This is a genomic window from Enterobacter sp. MGH119, assembly GCF_001037675.1.
In the GTDB taxonomy this organism is placed as follows: Bacteria; Pseudomonadota; Gammaproteobacteria; order Enterobacterales; family Enterobacteriaceae; genus Enterobacter; species Enterobacter hormaechei_C.
Genome location: NZ_KQ089930.1, coordinates 585,815 through 602,717 on the forward strand (window position 1 = coordinate 585,815; position 16,903 = coordinate 602,717).

A 16,903-nucleotide genomic window follows, 5' to 3' on the forward strand; every position below is an offset into this window, starting at 1 on the left:
CTTTTTAAAATTACTGCCGGGTGGCGCTTCGCTTACCCGGCCTACGCTCATTAATCTTCTGTTGACGAAGATTACGCGATGGTACGCTGAATTTCGATGATCTCGAACACTTCGATCATATCGCCAACGCGAACGTCGTTGTAGTTCTTCACGCCGATACCACATTCCATGCCGTTACGGACTTCGTTAACGTCATCTTTGAAGCGGCGCAGGGATTCCAGCTCACCTTCGTAGATAACCACGTTGTCACGCAGCACGCGGATTGGGTTGTGACGCTTGATGGTCCCTTCGGTAACCATACAGCCCGCGATCGCACCGAATTTCGGTGATTTGAACACGTCACGTACTTCAGCCAGACCGATGATCTGCTGTTTCAGCTCAGGAGACAGCATGCCGCTCATCGCTGCTTTCACTTCGTCAATCAGGTTATAGATGACGGAGTAGTAACGCAGATCCAGGCTTTCAGCATCAATCACTTTACGCGCAGATGCGTCAGCACGAACGTTGAAGCCAACCAGGATCGCGTTTGACGCTGCTGCCAGAGTTGCGTCGGTTTCGGTGATACCACCTACGCCAGAACCGATGATCTTCACTTTCACTTCGTCGGTAGACAGTTTCAGCAAGGAGTCGGAGATCGCTTCCACAGAACCCTGAACGTCCGCTTTCAGAACAACGTTCACTTCGTGAACTTCGCCTTCGGTCATGTTGGCGAACATATTCTCGAGTTTAGATTTCTGCTGACGAGCCAGCTTCACTTCACGGAATTTACCCTGACGATACAGAGCGACTTCACGCGCTTTCTTCTCGTCACGTACGACGGTTACTTCGTCACCGGCAGCCGGAACACCGGACAGCCCCAGGATTTCCACTGGAATGGACGGACCCGCTTCCAGCACTTCCTGACCCAGTTCGTTACGCATCGCGCGAACGCGACCGTATTCGAAACCACACAGAACGATGTCGCCCTTGTGCAGAGTACCTTCGCGAACCAGAACGGTTGCAACCGGACCACGACCTTTATCCAGGAAGGATTCGATTACCGCGCCGCTCGCCATACCTTTACGAACCGCTTTCAGCTCCAGAACTTCAGCCTGAAGCAGGATGGCGTTCAGCAGGTCGTCGATACCGGTACCCGCTTTTGCAGATACAGGGATGAACTGTGCTTCACCGCCCCACTCTTCCGGCATAACGCCGTACTGGGACAGTTCGTTCTTCACGCGATCCATATCGGCTTCTGGCTTATCGATTTTGTTGACTGCAACAACCAGAGGCACCTGCGCCGCTTTCGCGTGCTGGATAGCTTCAATGGTCTGTGGCATCACGCCATCGTCGGCAGCAACAACCAGAACAACGATATCCGTTGCCTGAGCACCACGAGCACGCATTGAGGTAAACGCTGCGTGGCCTGGGGTATCCAGGAAGGTGATCATGCCGTTTTCGGTTTCTACGTGGTAAGCACCGATGTGCTGGGTAATACCACCCGCTTCGCCGGAGGCAACCTTAGTAGAACGAATGTAGTCAAGCAGAGAGGTTTTACCGTGGTCAACGTGGCCCATGATGGTCACAACCGGTGCGCGCGGTTCAGCCGCTGCGCCCGTATCACGGTCGCTCATTACTGCTTCTTCCAGCTCGTTTTCACGACGCAGGATAACTTTGTGGCCCATCTCTTCGGCAACCAGCTGTGCGGTTTCCTGGTCGATGACCTGGTTGATGGTGGCCATTGCGCCCAGTTTCATCATCGCTTTGATGACCTGAGAGCCTTTCACCGCCATCTTGTTAGCCAGTTCGCCAACGGTGATGGTTTCGCCGATCACAACGTCACGGTTAACGGCCTGAGCAGGCTTCTGGAAGCCCTGCTGGAGAGCGGAACCTTTACGCTTACCACCTTTACCGCCGCGAACCGCTGCACGCGCTTCTTCACGGTCAGCTTTTGATTCAGCGTGTTTGTTACCTTTTTTCGCAGGACGCGCAGCTTTTGCACTGCGAGTACGACCACGACCACCTTCTACTTCGCGGTCGTTGTCGTCTTCTGCCTGACGCGCATGCTGAGACGTGGTGACGTGATAATCGCTGGTATCTTCAGTTGGTTCAGCGGTATTCACACCATTCTTCTCGTTTTCTTCTGCCATGCGACGCGCTTCTTCGGCGACGCGGCGAGCTTCTTCTTCAAGCTTGCGGCGGGCTTCTTCTTCCGCTTTACGCTTCAGCTCGGCAGCTTCATTTTCACGGCGGGCTTTTTCAGCCTGGGCAGTTTTGGTCATTTCGTCGGTCTGTTGATTGCTCACTTTGTCTTTTTCCGCAGCGTCACGCTTCGCTTTTTCACCGGCGTCGCGTTTCGCTTTTTCTGCGGCCTCACGTTCAGCTTTTAATTCTGCTTCACGTTTGGCAGTGGCTTCTGCCTCACGCTGAGCTTGTTCTTCCGCTTCACGCTGTGCCTGCTCTTCCGCGGCAAGGCGTTCTGCCTCTTGCGGATCACGTTTTACAAAGGTGCGCGTCTTGCGGACTTCAATTTGTACCGACTTGCTTTTGCCACCGGTACCAGGGATGTTCAACGTGCTACGCGTTTTACGCTGTAGCGTTAACTTGTCAGGCGTAGAGCCGTGTTCACGGTTCAGGTGCGCTAACAAGGTTTGTTTTTCTTGCGCGGTCACCGAGTCATCAGCGGACTTCGGGATCCCTGCATCAGCAAATTGCTGTACCAGGCGGTCCACGGAGGTCTGAATCTCAGCAGCCAGCGATTTTACAGTTACATCAGTCATGCTGTTCCTTCCTGCTACAGTTTATTACGCTTCGTCGCCGAACCAGCAAATATTACGTGCGGCCATGATGAGTTCGCCGGCTTTCTCGTCGGTTAAACCTTCGATATCGGCCAGGTCATCAACGCCTTGCTCAGCGAGATCTTCCAGCGTACAAACACCACGGGCAGCCAGCTTGAACGCAATCGCACGATCAAGACCTTCCAGATTCAGCAGGTCATCAGCCGGCTTCTTATCGCCAAGGCTTTCTTCCTGAGCCAGCGCCAGGGTGGTCAGTGCGTTTTTAGCGCGTTCACGCAGGGCTTCAACGGTTGGTTCATCCAGACCGTCAATTTCCAGCAGCTCTTTCATTGGCACGTAGGCCAGTTCTTCCAGCGTAGAGAAACCTTCTTCAACCAGCACAGTGGCGAAGTCTTCGTCAATGTCCAGGTATTTGGTGAAGGTATCGATCGCCGCGTGGGCTTCAGCCTGATGCTTGGCCTGAAGGTCATCAACGGTCATCACGTTGAGTTCCCAGCCGCTCAGCTGTGACGCCAGACGTACGTTCTGACCGTTACGGCCAATCGCCTGCGCCAGGTTGCCCGCTTCTACAGCGATATCCATGGTGTGTTTGTCTTCGTCAACAACGATAGACGCCACATCAGCCGGTGCCATTGCGTTGATCACGAACTGCGCCGGGTTGTCGTCCCACAGAACGATATCAATGCGCTCGCCGCCCAGTTCGGTAGAAACCGCCTGAACACGTGCGCCACGCATACCGACGCAAGCACCGACCGGGTCGATACGCTTGTCGTTGGTTTTCACCGCAATTTTCGCACGGGAACCCGGATCGCGGGCCGCCGCTTTGATTTCGATAACTTCTTCGCCGATTTCCGGCACTTCGATACGGAACAGTTCAACCAGCATTTCTGGTTTAGAACGCGTCACGAACAGCTGTGCACCACGCGCTTCAGGACGTACGGCATACAGCACACCACGAATACGGTCGCCTGGGCGGAAGTTTTCACGCGGCAGCATGTCTTCACGCAGGATCACGGCTTCAGCGTTACCCGGCAGCCCTTCGGATTTGATCTCCAGAGAGATGTTGTCGCGGTTCACTTTCTTCACCACGCCAGTGATGATTTCGCCTTCCTGATCGCGGAACTGATCGACAACCAGCGCGCGCTCGGCTTCGCGAACTTTCTGCACGATAACCTGCTTCGCGGTCTGGGTGGTGATACGGTCGAAGGTAACAGATTCAATCTGATCTTCAACGTAGTCACCCACGTTCAGACTTTCGTCTTCAAAACGTGCCGCTTCCAGGGTGATCTCTTTGGTCGGTTGGGTCACTTCTTCAACGATTACCCAACGACGGAATGTATCGAAGTCACCGCTTTTACGATCGATTTCTACGCGAACATCGATCTCTTGTTCGTATTTTTTCTTGGTTGCTGTAGCCAGTGCACTTTCCAGCGCTTCGAAAATCTTCTCACGCGGCAGTGATTTCTCGTTGGAGACGGCTTCAACAACAGCCAAAATTTCTTTGTTCATCGCGGGCTTTTCACCTCAATCCAGACTGTTAAAAGTGGGGAACCAGGTTCGCCTTCTGGATATTACTCAGCGCGAACACTTCATCTTTGCCTTCGACTGTCACCGTGATCATTTCACCATCAACGGCTTTAATAATTCCCTGCCATTTACGGCGATTCTGTACGGCCATACGCAGAACGAGAGCCACTTCTTCACCGGTAAAGCGCACGTAGTGCTCGGCCGTGAACATCGGACGATCGAGGCCAGGTGAGGAAACTTCCAGGTTGTACGCAACGGTAATCGGATCTTCAACATCAAGAACCGCACTCACCTGGTGGCTGACATCAGCACAATCATCAACATTGATGCCATCTTCACTATCAATATAGATGCGCAGTGTGGATGTACGGCCGCGAACGAATTCGATGCCGACCAGTTCGTAGCCCAGTGCTTCGACCGGCGCAGTAATCATCTCTGTTAATTTTTGCTCTAATGTGGACAAGCCCACCCCCAAGACATAAAAAAAGGGCGTAAAGCCCAGTTATTCTGTAGTCAGATAACAAAAAACCCCGATAAATCGGGGCTTTAGATAACTGAACCCTATAGCCACAACTGTGGCCTGGAGCACTCTCCGAAAGCATTTTTTCAAATCCAGCTACGAAGGCTCTAAGTCTTCACAGTATATTTGAAAAAGAACTTTATGGGAAAGTGGTTGCGGGGGCCGGATTTGAACCGACGACCTTCGGGTTATGAGCCCGACGAGCTACCAGGCTGCTCCACCCCGCGCCTGAAACGTGGCAAATTCTACGCGTTTTGGACAGAATTTGCAAATAATGCTGGGATTTGGTACCGAAGACGGGACGTAAAATCGGCATTCAGTATATTGATAGTTGACCCCACCTGTCAACCCAACTTCGGCCAGGGCAATAAAAGGGAAATTTTTACAAAAAACGCACACGTCTCTTTCGGTCGTCGATAAAAGATGATTAAATGAATACTCACTTATTTTGCATAAACATGCATCGAGAGCGAAAGCGGTCTCTAATCAGTCAATCAAGCAGGGTTTTATTATATGACGACGATTCTCAAGCATCTCCCGGTAGGACAACGTATTGGCATCGCTTTTTCTGGCGGCCTGGATACCAGCGCTGCACTGCTGTGGATGCGCCAGAAGGGAGCGGTTCCTTATGCATATACTGCGAACCTGGGTCAGCCGGACGAGGAAGATTATGACGCGATCCCTCGTCGTGCCATGGAATATGGCGCAGAGAACGCACGTCTGATCGACTGCCGTAAGCAGCTGGTCGCCGAAGGGATTGCCGCGATCCAGTGCGGTGCTTTCCATAACACTACCGGCGGCCTGACCTATTTCAATACCACCCCGCTGGGTCGTGCCGTCACCGGCACTATGCTGGTCGCCGCCATGAAAGAAGATGGCGTGAACATCTGGGGGGACGGTAGCACCTATAAAGGCAACGATATTGAACGTTTCTATCGTTATGGCCTGCTGACCAACGCCGAGTTGCAGATCTACAAACCGTGGCTGGATACCGACTTCATCGACGAGCTGGGTGGCCGCCATGAAATGTCTGAGTTTATGATTGCCTGCGGCTTTGACTACAAGATGTCGGTTGAGAAAGCCTACTCAACCGACTCCAACATGCTGGGTGCGACGCATGAAGCGAAAGACCTGGAATTCCTGAATTCCAGCGTAAAAATTGTTAACCCGATCATGGGCGTGAAGTTCTGGGATGAGAACGTTAAGATCCCGGCGGAAGAAGTGACCGTGCGTTTCGAACGTGGTCATCCGGTTGCCCTGAACGGTAAAACGTTCTCCGACGATGTTGAACTGATGCTGGAAGCAAACCGCATCGGCGGTCGTCACGGGCTGGGTATGAGCGATCAGATCGAAAACCGTATCATCGAAGCAAAAAGCCGCGGCATTTACGAAGCTCCAGGGATGGCGCTGCTGCACATCGCTTATGAGCGTCTGCTGACCGGTATTCACAACGAAGACACCATTGAGCAGTATCACGCTCATGGCCGTCAGCTGGGCAAACTGCTGTATCAGGGTCGCTGGTTTGATCCACAGGCGCTGATGCTGCGTGACGCCCTGCAACGTTGGGTGGCAAGCGCCATCACCGGCGAAGTGACCCTGGAACTGCGTCGCGGTAACGACTACTCCATCCTGAACACCGTGTCTGACAACCTGACCTATAAAGCAGAGCGTCTGACCATGGAGAAAGGTGAGTCAGTATTCTCTCCGGACGATCGTATTGGCCAGCTGACCATGCGTAACCTGGACATCACCGATACCCGTGAGAAGCTGTTCAACTATGTTGAGAATGGCCTGCTCTCCGCGAATTCCGGTAATGGTCTGCCGCAGGTTGAGAACCTGGAACACAGCGATAAGAAGTAATCGACAGCAAGACATGCAAAAGGCGCCCAATGGGCGCCTTTTTTGTGGTCTTCGTAGGCCCGGTAAGCGCAGCGCCACCGGGCAAAACGGCGGGTGGCGCTGCGCTTACCCGCCCTACAATAGATCGGAAACACAGAATATAGAGACGAAAAAAAAGACGTCTTGCGACGTCTTTCTTCTGGAATATTGGTACCGAGGATGGGACTCGAACCCACAAGCCCGTTAGGGCACTACCACCTCAAGGTAGCGTGTCTACCAATTCCACCACCTCGGTACGGAATACTTACTGCGGGATATCGCTGGTTGGCTTAGCCGGTGCAGCTGGCTGAGTTTGCTCAGTTTTTGCTGGCGCGCTCAGGTTTTCCCACTCGCTTCCTTTACTGGTCTTGTTGCTGTTGATATTGCCCAGCACCAGACTGATAATGAAGAACAGCGTAGCCAGAATCGCCGTCGTGCGGGTCATGAAGTTCGCAGAACCACTTGAACCGAACAGCGTACCAGAAGCGCCTGCTCCGAAGGAGGCTCCCATATCAGCGCCTTTACCTTGCTGTAGCATAATCAGCGCTACGAGAGCGATGGCTACAATAAGGAAAATAACTAAAAGAGCTTCGTACATAATCAACCTGTTCCTTGCGGATTTGCCGCATACCAATGCTTCGACCAATTAGCAGGATTTTGTTTCCCACTGAAGCGGGTGTGAATACTAACCAAAGCGAATCACCTTCGCAAGGGCATTTTCGAGGCATTGTATCAACTGCGGAAAAAAACAGCAAAAAGCCATTAATTGTTTAAAACAAAGGCGGCAAACGCCGCCTTTTTAAACACTTATTCTGAAAGATTATGCAGCTTTGACTGCATCCGCAATGCGGTGCGCAAATTCAGTCACCTGCGCTTCGTCTTCGCCTTCCACCATCACGCGGATCAGCGGCTCGGTACCCGACTTACGCAGCAGGACGCGCCCACGGCTGCCAAGCGTCGCTTCCACCTCTGCCATCACCGCTTTCACGTTATCATTTTCCAGCGGGTCACCTTTACCCGCGGTGAAACGCACGTTGACCAGGATCTGCGGGAACATTTTCATGCCGCTGCACAGATCGTGCAGGCTCATATGGTTACGCGCCATCGCGGCAACAACCTGAAGCGCCGCCACAATGCCGTCACCGGTGGTGGTTTTATCGAGCAGGATCACGTGGCCGGAGTTTTCCGCGCCAATACGCCAGCCTTTCTCCTGGAGTTTTTCCAGCACGTAGCGGTCACCCACTTTCGCACGAACAAACGGGATGCCCAGCTGTTTCAGCGCCAGTTCCAGTCCCATATTGCTCATCAAAGTGCCCACCGCGCCACCGCGCAGTTGCCCCTGACGCAGGCCTTCACGCGCAATGATGTAGAGGATCTGATCGCCATCGACCTTGTTACCTTCGTGATCAACCATGATCACACGGTCACCATCGCCATCCAGGGCAATACCCAGATCGGCCTTTTCAGCCAGGACACGCGCTTGCAAGGCACGCACGTCTGTCGCGCCAACTTCTTCGTTGATGTTCAGACCGTCCGGCTCGCAGCCGATAGTGATCACTTTCGCACCCAGCTCGCGGAACACATTCGGCGCAATGTGGTAAGTCGCACCGTTTGCACAGTCCACCACAATTTTGAGGTGTGCCAGGCTCAGTTCATTCGGGAAAGTGCCTTTGCAGAATTCAATGTAGCGGCCTGCGGCATCGACAATACGGTTGGCTTTACCCAGCTCAGCGGAGTCAACACAGGTGATCTCTTTTTCCATTTCCGCTTCAATCGCCTCTTCCACGTCATCCGGCAGTTTAGTGCCGTCGATGGAGAAGAATTTGATACCGTTGTCATAGAACGGGTTATGGGAAGCGGAAATGACGATGCCCGCTTCCGCACGGAAGGTGCGGGTCAGATAGGCAACAGCAGGAGTCGGCATTGGCCCCGTAAAGGAAGCTGAAAGCCCCGCCGCCGCCAGCCCGGCTTCCAGCGCGGATTCCAGCATATAACCCGAAATACGGGTATCTTTACCAATAATGATCTTACGGGAGCCATGACGCGCCAGCACTTTCCCCGCTGCCCAGCCCAGCTTCAGGACAAAGTCAGGGGTAATTGGCGCATCGCCTACGCGCCCACGGATGCCATCGGTACCAAAATATTTACGATTACTCATAGCGTTTGTTTTCCTTCGCTGCCAGTGTGGCTTCCACCACACGCATGGCTTCTACTGTTTCTTTTACGTCATGGACGCGAATGATGTGTGCACCTTGCATCGCGGCAATCACCGCGCAGGCCAGACTGCCGCTCAGACGTTCGCTCGGCCCGACATTCAACAACTGACCAATCATCGATTTTCTCGACATTCCCACCAGCAGTGGCAGGCCGAACTGATGAAACTCTGATAAGCGCGCAAGCAACGCGTAATTGTGTGAGAGATTTTTACCGAAACCGAAGCCCGGGTCGAGCAGCAATTTCTCTTTTGCGATACCCGCACGTTCACAGCGTTCGATATGCTCAATAAAGAAGCGGGTGACGTCGGCAAACACGTCTTCATATTTTGGCGCCTCCTGCATTGTCTTAGGCTGGCCCTGCATATGCATCAGACACACCGGTAGCCCGGTTTCTGCGGCGGCTTCAATCGCGCCCGGCTCGGTCAGCGAGCGGATATCATTGATAATGTGAGCGCCCACTCTCGCCACTTCACGGATCACTTCGGGTTTGGAGGTATCAACAGAGATCCACACTTCAAAGCGCCGGGCGATAGCCTCCACCACCGGCACCACGCGCGCCAGCTCTTCTTCCACCGAAACCTCCGCCGCGCCAGGCCGCGTTGACTCCCCTCCAACGTCAATGATGGTGGCACCCGCGTTAATCATTAAATTCGCGTGTTTAACCGCGTCGATAAGCGAATTATGCGTGCCGCCGTCAGAGAAGGAATCAGGCGTGACATTCAGGATCCCCATCACATGGGGATGTGAAAGGTCGAGATGCGAGTCCTGGGCGAATAGTTTCATGGTGAAGTCCCTGGGATTAATGTGGTTAAACAGATAAGAAAAACCCCGGAGCAAGCTCCAGGGTTTGAGATACAGACAAACGCTTCAACAGCAGTGACTTACTTGTCGCCTAACTGCTCTGACATGGTGTTGCCCGGGTTTGGCGTACGCGGTTCATCGACCGGACGCGGCGCACGCGGGGTGCCATTGTTGTCAGAATTGTTAGACGCGCCTGGGTCTTCCCAGCCTGCCGGCGGACGCACTTCGCGGCGCGCCATCAGGTCGTCAATCTGTGGTGCATCGATGGTCTCATATTTCATGAGCGCATCTTTCATCGAATGCAGGATGTCCATATTGTCGTTCAGGATCTGACGGGCGCGAGCGTAGTTACGTTCAATCAGCGCTTTCACTTCCTGGTCGATGATACGTGCCGTTTCATCGGACATATGTTTCGCTTTTGCCACGGAACGGCCCAGGAACACCTCGCCCTCTTCCTCTGCATACAGCAGCGGACCGAGTTTGTCGGAGAAGCCCCACTGGGTCACCATGTTACGCGCCAGGTTTGTCGCCACTTTAATATCGTTCGACGCACCGGTGGAAACATGTTCCGCACCGTAGATGATCTCTTCTGCCAGACGACCGCCGTACAGGGTTGAAATCTGGCTTTCCAGCTTCTGACGGCTGGCGCTGATCGCGTCGCCTTCAGGCAGGAAGAAGGTCACCCCCAGCGCACGACCGCGCGGAATAATCGTCACCTTGTGTACCGGATCGTGTTCCGGCACCAGACGACCGATAATCGCGTGGCCCGCTTCGTGATATGCCGTGGACTCTTTCTGCGCTTCCGTCATCACCATGGAGCGACGTTCCGCACCCATCATGATTTTGTCTTTCGCTTTCTCAAATTCCACCATGGACACCACGCGCTTGTTACCGCGAGCGGCAAACAGGGCTGCTTCGTTGACCAGGTTAGCCAGATCCGCACCGGAGAAGCCTGGAGTACCACGCGCGATGATTGCCGCGTCGATATCTGGCGCCAGCGGTACGCGACGCATATGCACTTTCAGAATCTGTTCACGACCGCGAACATCCGGCAGACCGACCACAACCTGGCGGTCGAAACGGCCTGGACGCAGCAGCGCAGGGTCAAGTACGTCCGGACGGTTAGTTGCCGCGATAACGATGATACCTTCGTTACCTTCGAAGCCGTCCATCTCAACCAGCATCTGGTTCAGCGTCTGCTCACGTTCATCGTGACCACCACCCAGGCCTGCGCCACGCTGGCGGCCTACGGCGTCGATTTCATCGATGAAGATGATGCACGGTGCTGCCTTCTTAGCCTGCTCGAACATGTCACGCACACGAGATGCACCGACACCCACGAACATTTCAACGAAGTCAGAACCTGAAATAGTAAAGAACGGCACCTTCGCTTCACCCGCGATGGCTTTTGCCAGCAGGGTTTTACCGGTACCCGGAGGGCCGACCATCAGGACGCCTTTCGGGATCTTACCGCCCAGTTTCTGGAAACGGCTCGGCTCGCGTAGGTATTCAACCAGTTCACCCACCTCTTCTTTTGCTTCGTCACAACCTGCTACGTCAGCAAACGTGGTCTTGATCTGGTCTTCCGTCAGCATACGCGCCTTGCTCTTACCGAACGACATGGCACCTTTGCCACCACCGCCCTGCATCTGGCGCATAAAGAAGATCCAGACGCCGATAAGAAGCAGCATCGGGAACCAGGAAATGAAGATAGAAGCCAGCAGGCTTGGTTCTTCCGGCGGCTCGCCTACCACTTTGACGTTTTTGGTCAGAAGGTTATCAAGCAGCTTAGGATCGTTCACCGGGATGTAAGTCGTGTAACGGTTACTATCTTTCTTGGTAACGTTGATCTCACGTCCGTTGATACGCGCTTCGCGAACCTGGTCCTGATTGACCTCTTGCAGGAAGGTAGAATAATCCACCTTGCGGCCATTCGACTCGCTGGGCCCAAAGCTCTGGAATACTGACATCAGCACAACGGCAATGACCAGCCAGAGTATTAGGTTTTTCGCCATGTCACTCAAGGGATTAACCTCATATTACAACTGTGTTAAAAACAGCGTCAGGATACTCTATATCCAGTTTCATTCAAACTTTCGCCTGAAATCTACCGGTTATCATTTTCGCCCGGTCGCTACAATATACACTTCACGGGAACGGGCCCGGGAAGAGTCCGGCTTACGAACTTTGACCTTCGCAAACAGGGAGCGAATTTCCTTAAGATACTCCTCGAAACCTTCGCCCTGAAACACCTTCACAACAAAACTACCACCAGGCGCTAGTACATCACGACACATTTCTAACGCTAGTTCCACCAGATACATGGCGCGGGGGATATCCACCGCCGGTGTTCCACACATATTTGGCGCCATATCCGACATGACAACCTGGACCTTACTGTCACCTACACGATCAAGTAATGCTTTCAGCACTAATTCATCACGAAAGTCGCCCTGAAGGAAGTCGACACCGACGATGGGATCCATTGGTAAAAGATCGCATGCGATGATTCGGCCCGTTCCGCCGATCTGCGTAACCGCATACTGGGACCATCCGCCAGGTGCCGCACCGAGGTCGACCACCGTCATTCCCGGTTTAAAAAGTTTGTCACTTTGCTGTATTTCATCAAGTTTAAACCAGGCGCGGGAACGCAACCCCTTTTTCTGCGCCTGTTGAACATATTTATCGCTAAAGTGTTCCTGAAGCCAGCGGCTGGAGCTGGCAGAACGCTTTTTACCTGTCATTTAACATTTCCGTCCTGGTTCATCGTTGCTTGCCTGTGACGTAAATTTCTACGCAGCTATTTGGCGATATTAGGGAGATGGCGGTAGAATGAACCGTTTTCAATCCCAACGTAAGCAAAAATATACGATGAATCTGAGTACTAAACAAAAACAGCACCTTAAAGGTCTGGCACATCCGCTCAAGCCTGTAGTGATGCTTGGCAACAATGGTTTGACCGAAGGGGTGCTTGCCGAGATTGAACAAGCGCTGGAACACCACGAGCTGATCAAGGTGAAAATCGCCTCTGAAGACAGAGACACTAAAAACCTGATCGTGGAAGCCATCGTGCGCGAAACCGGCGCCTGTAATGTACAGGTCATCGGTAAAACGCTGGTGCTCTATCGCCCATCTAAAGAGCGCAAAATCTCGCTGCCACGTTAAGGATATCCTGAATCGAACACATTTTCTGTGTGAAACGAGGGATTTCTTTCAGCAGGCGAGCAAAATGCCATGCTCCGTGAGTTGATAAAAGGCCGCTATGCGGCCTTTTTCTTTTCTTTACAATGTATCAACATCTTAGTAGAGAAGCGAATTACAGATATTCAACCTTAATAATTTCGTATTCCACTTCACCACCAGGGGTGCGGATGGTGACCACATCGTCCTGCTCTTTGCCAATCAGGCCACGAGCAATCGGCGAGTTCACCGAAATCAGGTTCTGTTTGAAGTCCGCTTCATCATCACCCACGATGCGATAGGTCTGCTCTTCGTCGTTGTCCAGGTTCAGCACGGTAACGGTTGAACCAAAAATCACACGGCCATTATTCGGCATTTTGGTGATATCAATAACCTGCGCGTTAGACAGTTTCGCCTCGATATCTTTAATGCGCCCTTCACAGAAGCCCTGCTGCTCACGCGCGGCGTGGTATTCAGCGTTCTCTTTCAGGTCGCCATGCTCACGCGCTTCCGCGATAGCGGCGATGATTTCAGGGCGACGTACGGATTTCAGAAAATCCAGCTCTTCGCGCAGTTTTTCGGCACCACGTAAGGTCATCGGAATAGCTTGCATTTGTTATACCTCTTAAACATTCCTGTTGGGAGCAGTGTTCCCTGCTCCAGCCCACCTGAACAGGCCAGAAGCAAAAAGAAAACCGACCCGGGAGCAACGCCCCAGGTCAGCAGCAATTTTTCAATTTGATACGCATTTTACCGCGAAGTTCACTATGGGTCATCGTTTACTTTACAGTGCCATGCACCGTAGTATGACGGTTTGTTTTCGGGTTGTTAGCGCGAGATTATGCGATTTTCCAGTTTTATCATCGGATTGACTACCAGTATAACGTTCACCGTTCAGGCCGCGAATGTTGATGAGTACATTAATCAACTGCCCGCCGGCGCGAACCTTGCCCTGATGGTGCAGAAGGTTGGCGCGCAGGCTCCCGAGATTGACTATCACAGTCAACAGATGGCGCTGCCTGCCAGTACCCAGAAGGTGATCACCGCCCTCGCCGCTCTGCTCCAGCTCGGGCCTGACTTCCGTTTTACTACCACCCTTGAAACCAGAGGTAACGTTGAGGGTGGCGAACTGAAAGGCGATCTTATCGCCCGTTTTGGTGGCGATCCCACCTTTAAGCGCCAGGATGTCCGCAACATGGTGGCGGTACTGAAAAAATCCGGCGTAACAAAAATTGATGGCAACGTGCTGATCGACACCTCCATTTTCGCCAGCCACGATAAAGCGCCTGGCTGGCCATGGAACGACATGACGCAGTGTTTTAGCGCCCCGCCAGCCGCCGCCATCGTTGACCGTAACTGCTTCTCCGTATCGCTTTACAGCGCGCCAAAACCAAATGACTTAGCGTTTATCCGCGTGGCGTCTTACTACCCGGTCACGATGTTCAGCCAGGTGCGGACGCTGGCGAAAGGCTCCCCGGAGGCACAGTATTGCGAGCTGGACGTGGTACCGGGCGATCTCAACCGCTATACGCTCACCGGCTGCCTGACCCAGCGGGCCGATCCACTCCCGCTGGCCTTTGCCATTCAGGATGGCGCAGGTTATGCCGGTGCCATTTTTAAAGATGAACTGAAGCAGGCGGGCATAACCTACACCGGAACGCTGCTGCGCCAGACGCAGGTGAATGAGCCAGGCACGGTGATTGCCAGCAAACAGTCCGCGCCACTGCATGATTTGCTTAAGATTATGCTGAAAAAGTCGGATAACATGATTGCCGACACGGTATTCCGCATGATCGGGCACGCGCGCTTTGGTGTGCCGGGCACCTGGCGGGCCGGTTCTGATGCCGTACGTCAGATCCTGCGCCAGCAGGCGGGTATCGATCTGGGCAATACGATCGCCGTTGATGGTTCCGGTTTATCGCGTCATAACCTGATCTCGCCGGCCACCATGATGCAGGTGTTGCAGTACATTGCTCAGCATGACGCTGAGCTAAACTTTATTACGATGCTGCCGCTTGCCGGACACGACGGCTCTCTTCAGTACCGCGCGGGCCTTCACGCTGCGGGCGTGGATGGCAAAGTTTCAGCCAAAACGGGTTCCCTGCAAGGCGTTTACAACCTTGCCGGTTTCATCACGACCGCCAGCGGACAACGCATGGCATTTGTGCAGTATCTTTCCGGCTATGCCGTCGAACCGGCTGACCAGCGCAATCGCCGTATTCCACTGGTACGTTTCGAAAGCAGGCTCTATAAGGACATCTACCAGAATAACTAGCGATGAAACTACTGATAGTTGAAGACGATCTGTTATTGCAGGAAGGGTTAGCGCTGGCGCTGGGCAATGAGGGCTACGCCCTGGATTGTGCCGCCACGGCCGCTGAAGCAGATGCCCTGATCCAGAGCGGTGAATACAGCCTGGTGATCCTGGATTTGGGACTGCCGGATAAAGACGGCGCGACGCTGCTCTGCCAGTGGCGTCGTCGCGGAGTGGAGAATCCCGTATTGATTCTCACCGCCCGCGATGCCATTGAAGACAGAATTAACGGGCTTGATTCTGGCGCTGACGATTATCTGGTAAAACCCTTCGCCCTTGCCGAGCTACAGGCTCGCGTGCGGGCGTTGATCCGCCGCTATCAGGGCCACAGCGACAACCTGCTGACGGACGGAGATATCACCCTCAATCTGCAAACTCAGCAGGTGCTGCGCCAGTCTCAGCCTGTGGAAGTGACGCCAAAAGAGTTCGCTCTGCTGACGCGCCTGATCATGCGCAGCGGGCAGACCGTGCACCGCGAAACGCTGCAACAGGACATCTACTCCTGGCAGGACGATCCAGGATCAAACACGCTTGAAGTTCACATTCATAATCTGCGCCGCAAGCTCGGTAAAGATCGCATCAAAACCGTACGCGGCGTGGGTTACCGTCTGGAGAGTCAGAAATGAACAGTATGCGCCGGCGATTAATGGTGTTGCTGGCGGTTATTCTGCTTTTTTTTCAACTCATTAGCGTAGTCTGGCTATGGCATGAGAGCCGCGAGCAAATCGGTTTTCTGGTGAACGAAACGCTGTCCGCCAAAGCGCGCAACAACCATGTCGAAAAAGAGATCCGCGAAGCCATTGCCTCCCTGCTGGTCCCTTCACTGGTGATGGTCGGTTTTACCCTGCTCTTCTCATTCTGGGCAGTCACATGGATCACCCGACCACTCAACAAACTTCGCGCCAGCCTTGCGAACCGTTCGGCGGATAATCTGACTCCCCTGCCGATGTATTCTGATATGGAAGAGATAGGCGCAGTAACCACGTCCCTCAACCAACTCCTCGCCCGGCTGGACCACACTATTCAACAGGAACGCCTGTTTACCGCCGATGCGGCACACGAGTTACGTACGCCGCTGGCGGGGATTAGGCTCCATCTGGAACTGATGGCTCAGTCCGGTTCCCCGCAGGCCACGCCACTGATAAACCGGATCGATCAGCTGATGCACACGGTGGAACAGCTGCTGATGCTGGCGCGTGCCGGACAGGCGATGGCCAGCGGCCATTACGATACCGTGAACTGGACTGAGTCGATCATTGCTCCGCTTAGCCTGGAGCATGAAGCCAAAGAGCATACGGTAATATGGCCGGCCCACAGCACGCTGACGGTACAGGGGGACGCCGTCCTGTTACGTCTGATGCTAAGGAACCTTCTGGAGAATGCCGCCCGTTACAGCCCGGCAGGCACAATCATTGAAGTGGCATTAACAGCGACGGAGGGGGGTACCCGGGTGAGCGTTACCGATCAGGGGCCGGGTATTGATGAGGCGCACCGCCAGTCGATCACCGAACCTTTCCGACGTCTCGACCAGCGCTACGGCGGCAGCGGCCTTGGGCTGAGCATCGTACAGCGTATCGTACAGCTCCATCATGGTCATTTAACGCTGGAGAACGGCGCTGAGGGCGGCCTCATCGCCAGCTGTTGGTTACCGACGAAAATAGGATAAAAAAAAGCCCCGTTAAGGGGCTTT

General features: G+C 53.7%; 14 protein-coding genes and 2 tRNA genes. 5 read left to right on the plus strand and 11 right to left on the minus strand.

Going from position 1 to position 16,903, the window contains the following annotated elements; translation table 11 throughout:
- Positions 1–71: 71 nt before the first annotated feature.
- The 4 genes from infB to SK53_RS14195 all read right to left on the minus strand — a co-directional run bounded on the left by infB (position 72) and on the right by SK53_RS14195 (position 5,051).
- The gene (gene infB / locus SK53_RS14180) at positions 72–2,759 is read right to left on the minus strand and encodes a translation initiation factor IF-2 (RefSeq protein ID WP_003861796.1); all 2,688 of its coding nucleotides are present in this window, start codon (positions 2,757–2,759) and stop codon (positions 72–74) included.
- A 24-nt stretch (positions 2,760–2,783) separates the two neighbouring features.
- Positions 2,784–4,286, minus strand: a complete 1,503-nt coding sequence (nusA, locus tag SK53_RS14185; protein ID WP_003861798.1) for a transcription termination factor NusA — start codon at positions 4,284–4,286, stop codon at positions 2,784–2,786.
- Positions 4,287–4,314: 28 nt separating this feature from the next.
- On the minus strand, positions 4,315–4,767 hold the full coding sequence (gene rimP / locus SK53_RS14190) for a ribosome maturation factor RimP (protein WP_014833432.1): 453 nt from the start codon (positions 4,765–4,767) through the stop codon (positions 4,315–4,317).
- 207 nt (positions 4,768–4,974) lie between these two features.
- Positions 4,975–5,051 (minus strand) — tRNA-Met (locus tag SK53_RS14195).
- A 286-nt stretch (positions 5,052–5,337) separates the two neighbouring features.
- Between SK53_RS14195 and argG the strand changes: the two genes are divergently transcribed.
- Complete coding sequence (argG, locus tag SK53_RS14200; RefSeq protein ID WP_022649518.1) at positions 5,338–6,684, plus strand: argininosuccinate synthase; 1,347 nt, start codon at positions 5,338–5,340, stop codon at positions 6,682–6,684.
- 187 nt (positions 6,685–6,871) lie between these two features.
- Here the strand turns inward: argG and SK53_RS14205 are convergent.
- The 6 genes from SK53_RS14205 to rlmE all read right to left on the minus strand — a co-directional run bounded on the left by SK53_RS14205 (position 6,872) and on the right by rlmE (position 12,463).
- A tRNA-Leu gene (locus SK53_RS14205) sits at positions 6,872–6,958 on the minus strand.
- Between the two features lie 9 nt (positions 6,959–6,967).
- Positions 6,968–7,300, minus strand: a complete 333-nt coding sequence (secG, locus tag SK53_RS14210) for a preprotein translocase subunit SecG (RefSeq protein WP_003861803.1) — start codon at positions 7,298–7,300, stop codon at positions 6,968–6,970.
- Positions 7,301–7,522: 222 nt separating this feature from the next.
- A complete protein-coding gene (glmM, locus tag SK53_RS14215; RefSeq protein WP_003861804.1) occupies positions 7,523–8,860 on the minus strand; it encodes a phosphoglucosamine mutase in 1,338 nt (445 codons plus the stop codon).
- Complete coding sequence (folP, locus tag SK53_RS14220; RefSeq protein WP_003861807.1) at positions 8,853–9,701, minus strand: dihydropteroate synthase; 849 nt, start codon at positions 9,699–9,701, stop codon at positions 8,853–8,855. Before folP ends, glmM begins: the two co-directional genes overlap by 8 nt.
- A 98-nt stretch (positions 9,702–9,799) precedes the next feature.
- Complete coding sequence (gene ftsH / locus SK53_RS14225; protein ID WP_003861810.1) at positions 9,800–11,734, minus strand: ATP-dependent zinc metalloprotease FtsH; 1,935 nt, start codon at positions 11,732–11,734, stop codon at positions 9,800–9,802.
- Positions 11,735–11,836: 102 nt separating this feature from the next.
- Positions 11,837–12,463 carry a 23S rRNA (uridine(2552)-2'-O)-methyltransferase RlmE gene (gene rlmE / locus SK53_RS14230; RefSeq protein WP_003861812.1) on the minus strand — a complete coding sequence of 209 codons (627 nt, stop codon included), beginning with the start codon at positions 12,461–12,463 and terminating at the stop codon, positions 11,837–11,839.
- Positions 12,464–12,590: 127 nt separating this feature from the next.
- Between rlmE and yhbY the strand changes: the two genes are divergently transcribed.
- The gene (yhbY, locus tag SK53_RS14235) at positions 12,591–12,884 is read left to right on the plus strand and encodes a ribosome assembly RNA-binding protein YhbY (RefSeq protein ID WP_003861814.1); all 294 of its coding nucleotides are present in this window, start codon (positions 12,591–12,593) and stop codon (positions 12,882–12,884) included.
- Between the two features lie 151 nt (positions 12,885–13,035).
- Here yhbY and greA read toward each other — a convergent pair whose 3' ends face one another.
- Complete coding sequence (gene greA, locus SK53_RS14240) at positions 13,036–13,512, minus strand: transcription elongation factor GreA (RefSeq protein ID WP_003861815.1); 477 nt, start codon at positions 13,510–13,512, stop codon at positions 13,036–13,038.
- A 228-nt stretch (positions 13,513–13,740) separates the two neighbouring features.
- On the opposite strand from greA, the gene dacB reads away from it, so the two are divergent.
- Genes dacB through pmrB form a run of 3 tightly spaced genes read left to right on the plus strand, consistent with a single transcriptional unit; the run spans position 13,741 to position 16,879 of the window.
- Positions 13,741–15,174, plus strand: a complete 1,434-nt coding sequence (gene dacB, locus SK53_RS14245) for a serine-type D-Ala-D-Ala carboxypeptidase (RefSeq protein ID WP_003861817.1) — start codon at positions 13,741–13,743, stop codon at positions 15,172–15,174.
- Positions 15,175–15,176: 2 nt separating this feature from the next.
- Positions 15,177–15,839, plus strand: coding sequence for a two-component system response regulator PmrA (gene pmrA, locus SK53_RS14250; protein ID WP_003861819.1), 663 nt, complete (start codon positions 15,177–15,179; stop codon positions 15,837–15,839).
- The gene (pmrB, locus tag SK53_RS14255) at positions 15,836–16,879 is read left to right on the plus strand and encodes a two-component system sensor histidine kinase PmrB (protein ID WP_045343290.1); all 1,044 of its coding nucleotides are present in this window, start codon (positions 15,836–15,838) and stop codon (positions 16,877–16,879) included. The genes pmrA and pmrB overlap by 4 nt, the downstream gene beginning before the upstream one ends.
- The last annotated feature ends 24 nt before the right edge of the window (positions 16,880–16,903 follow it).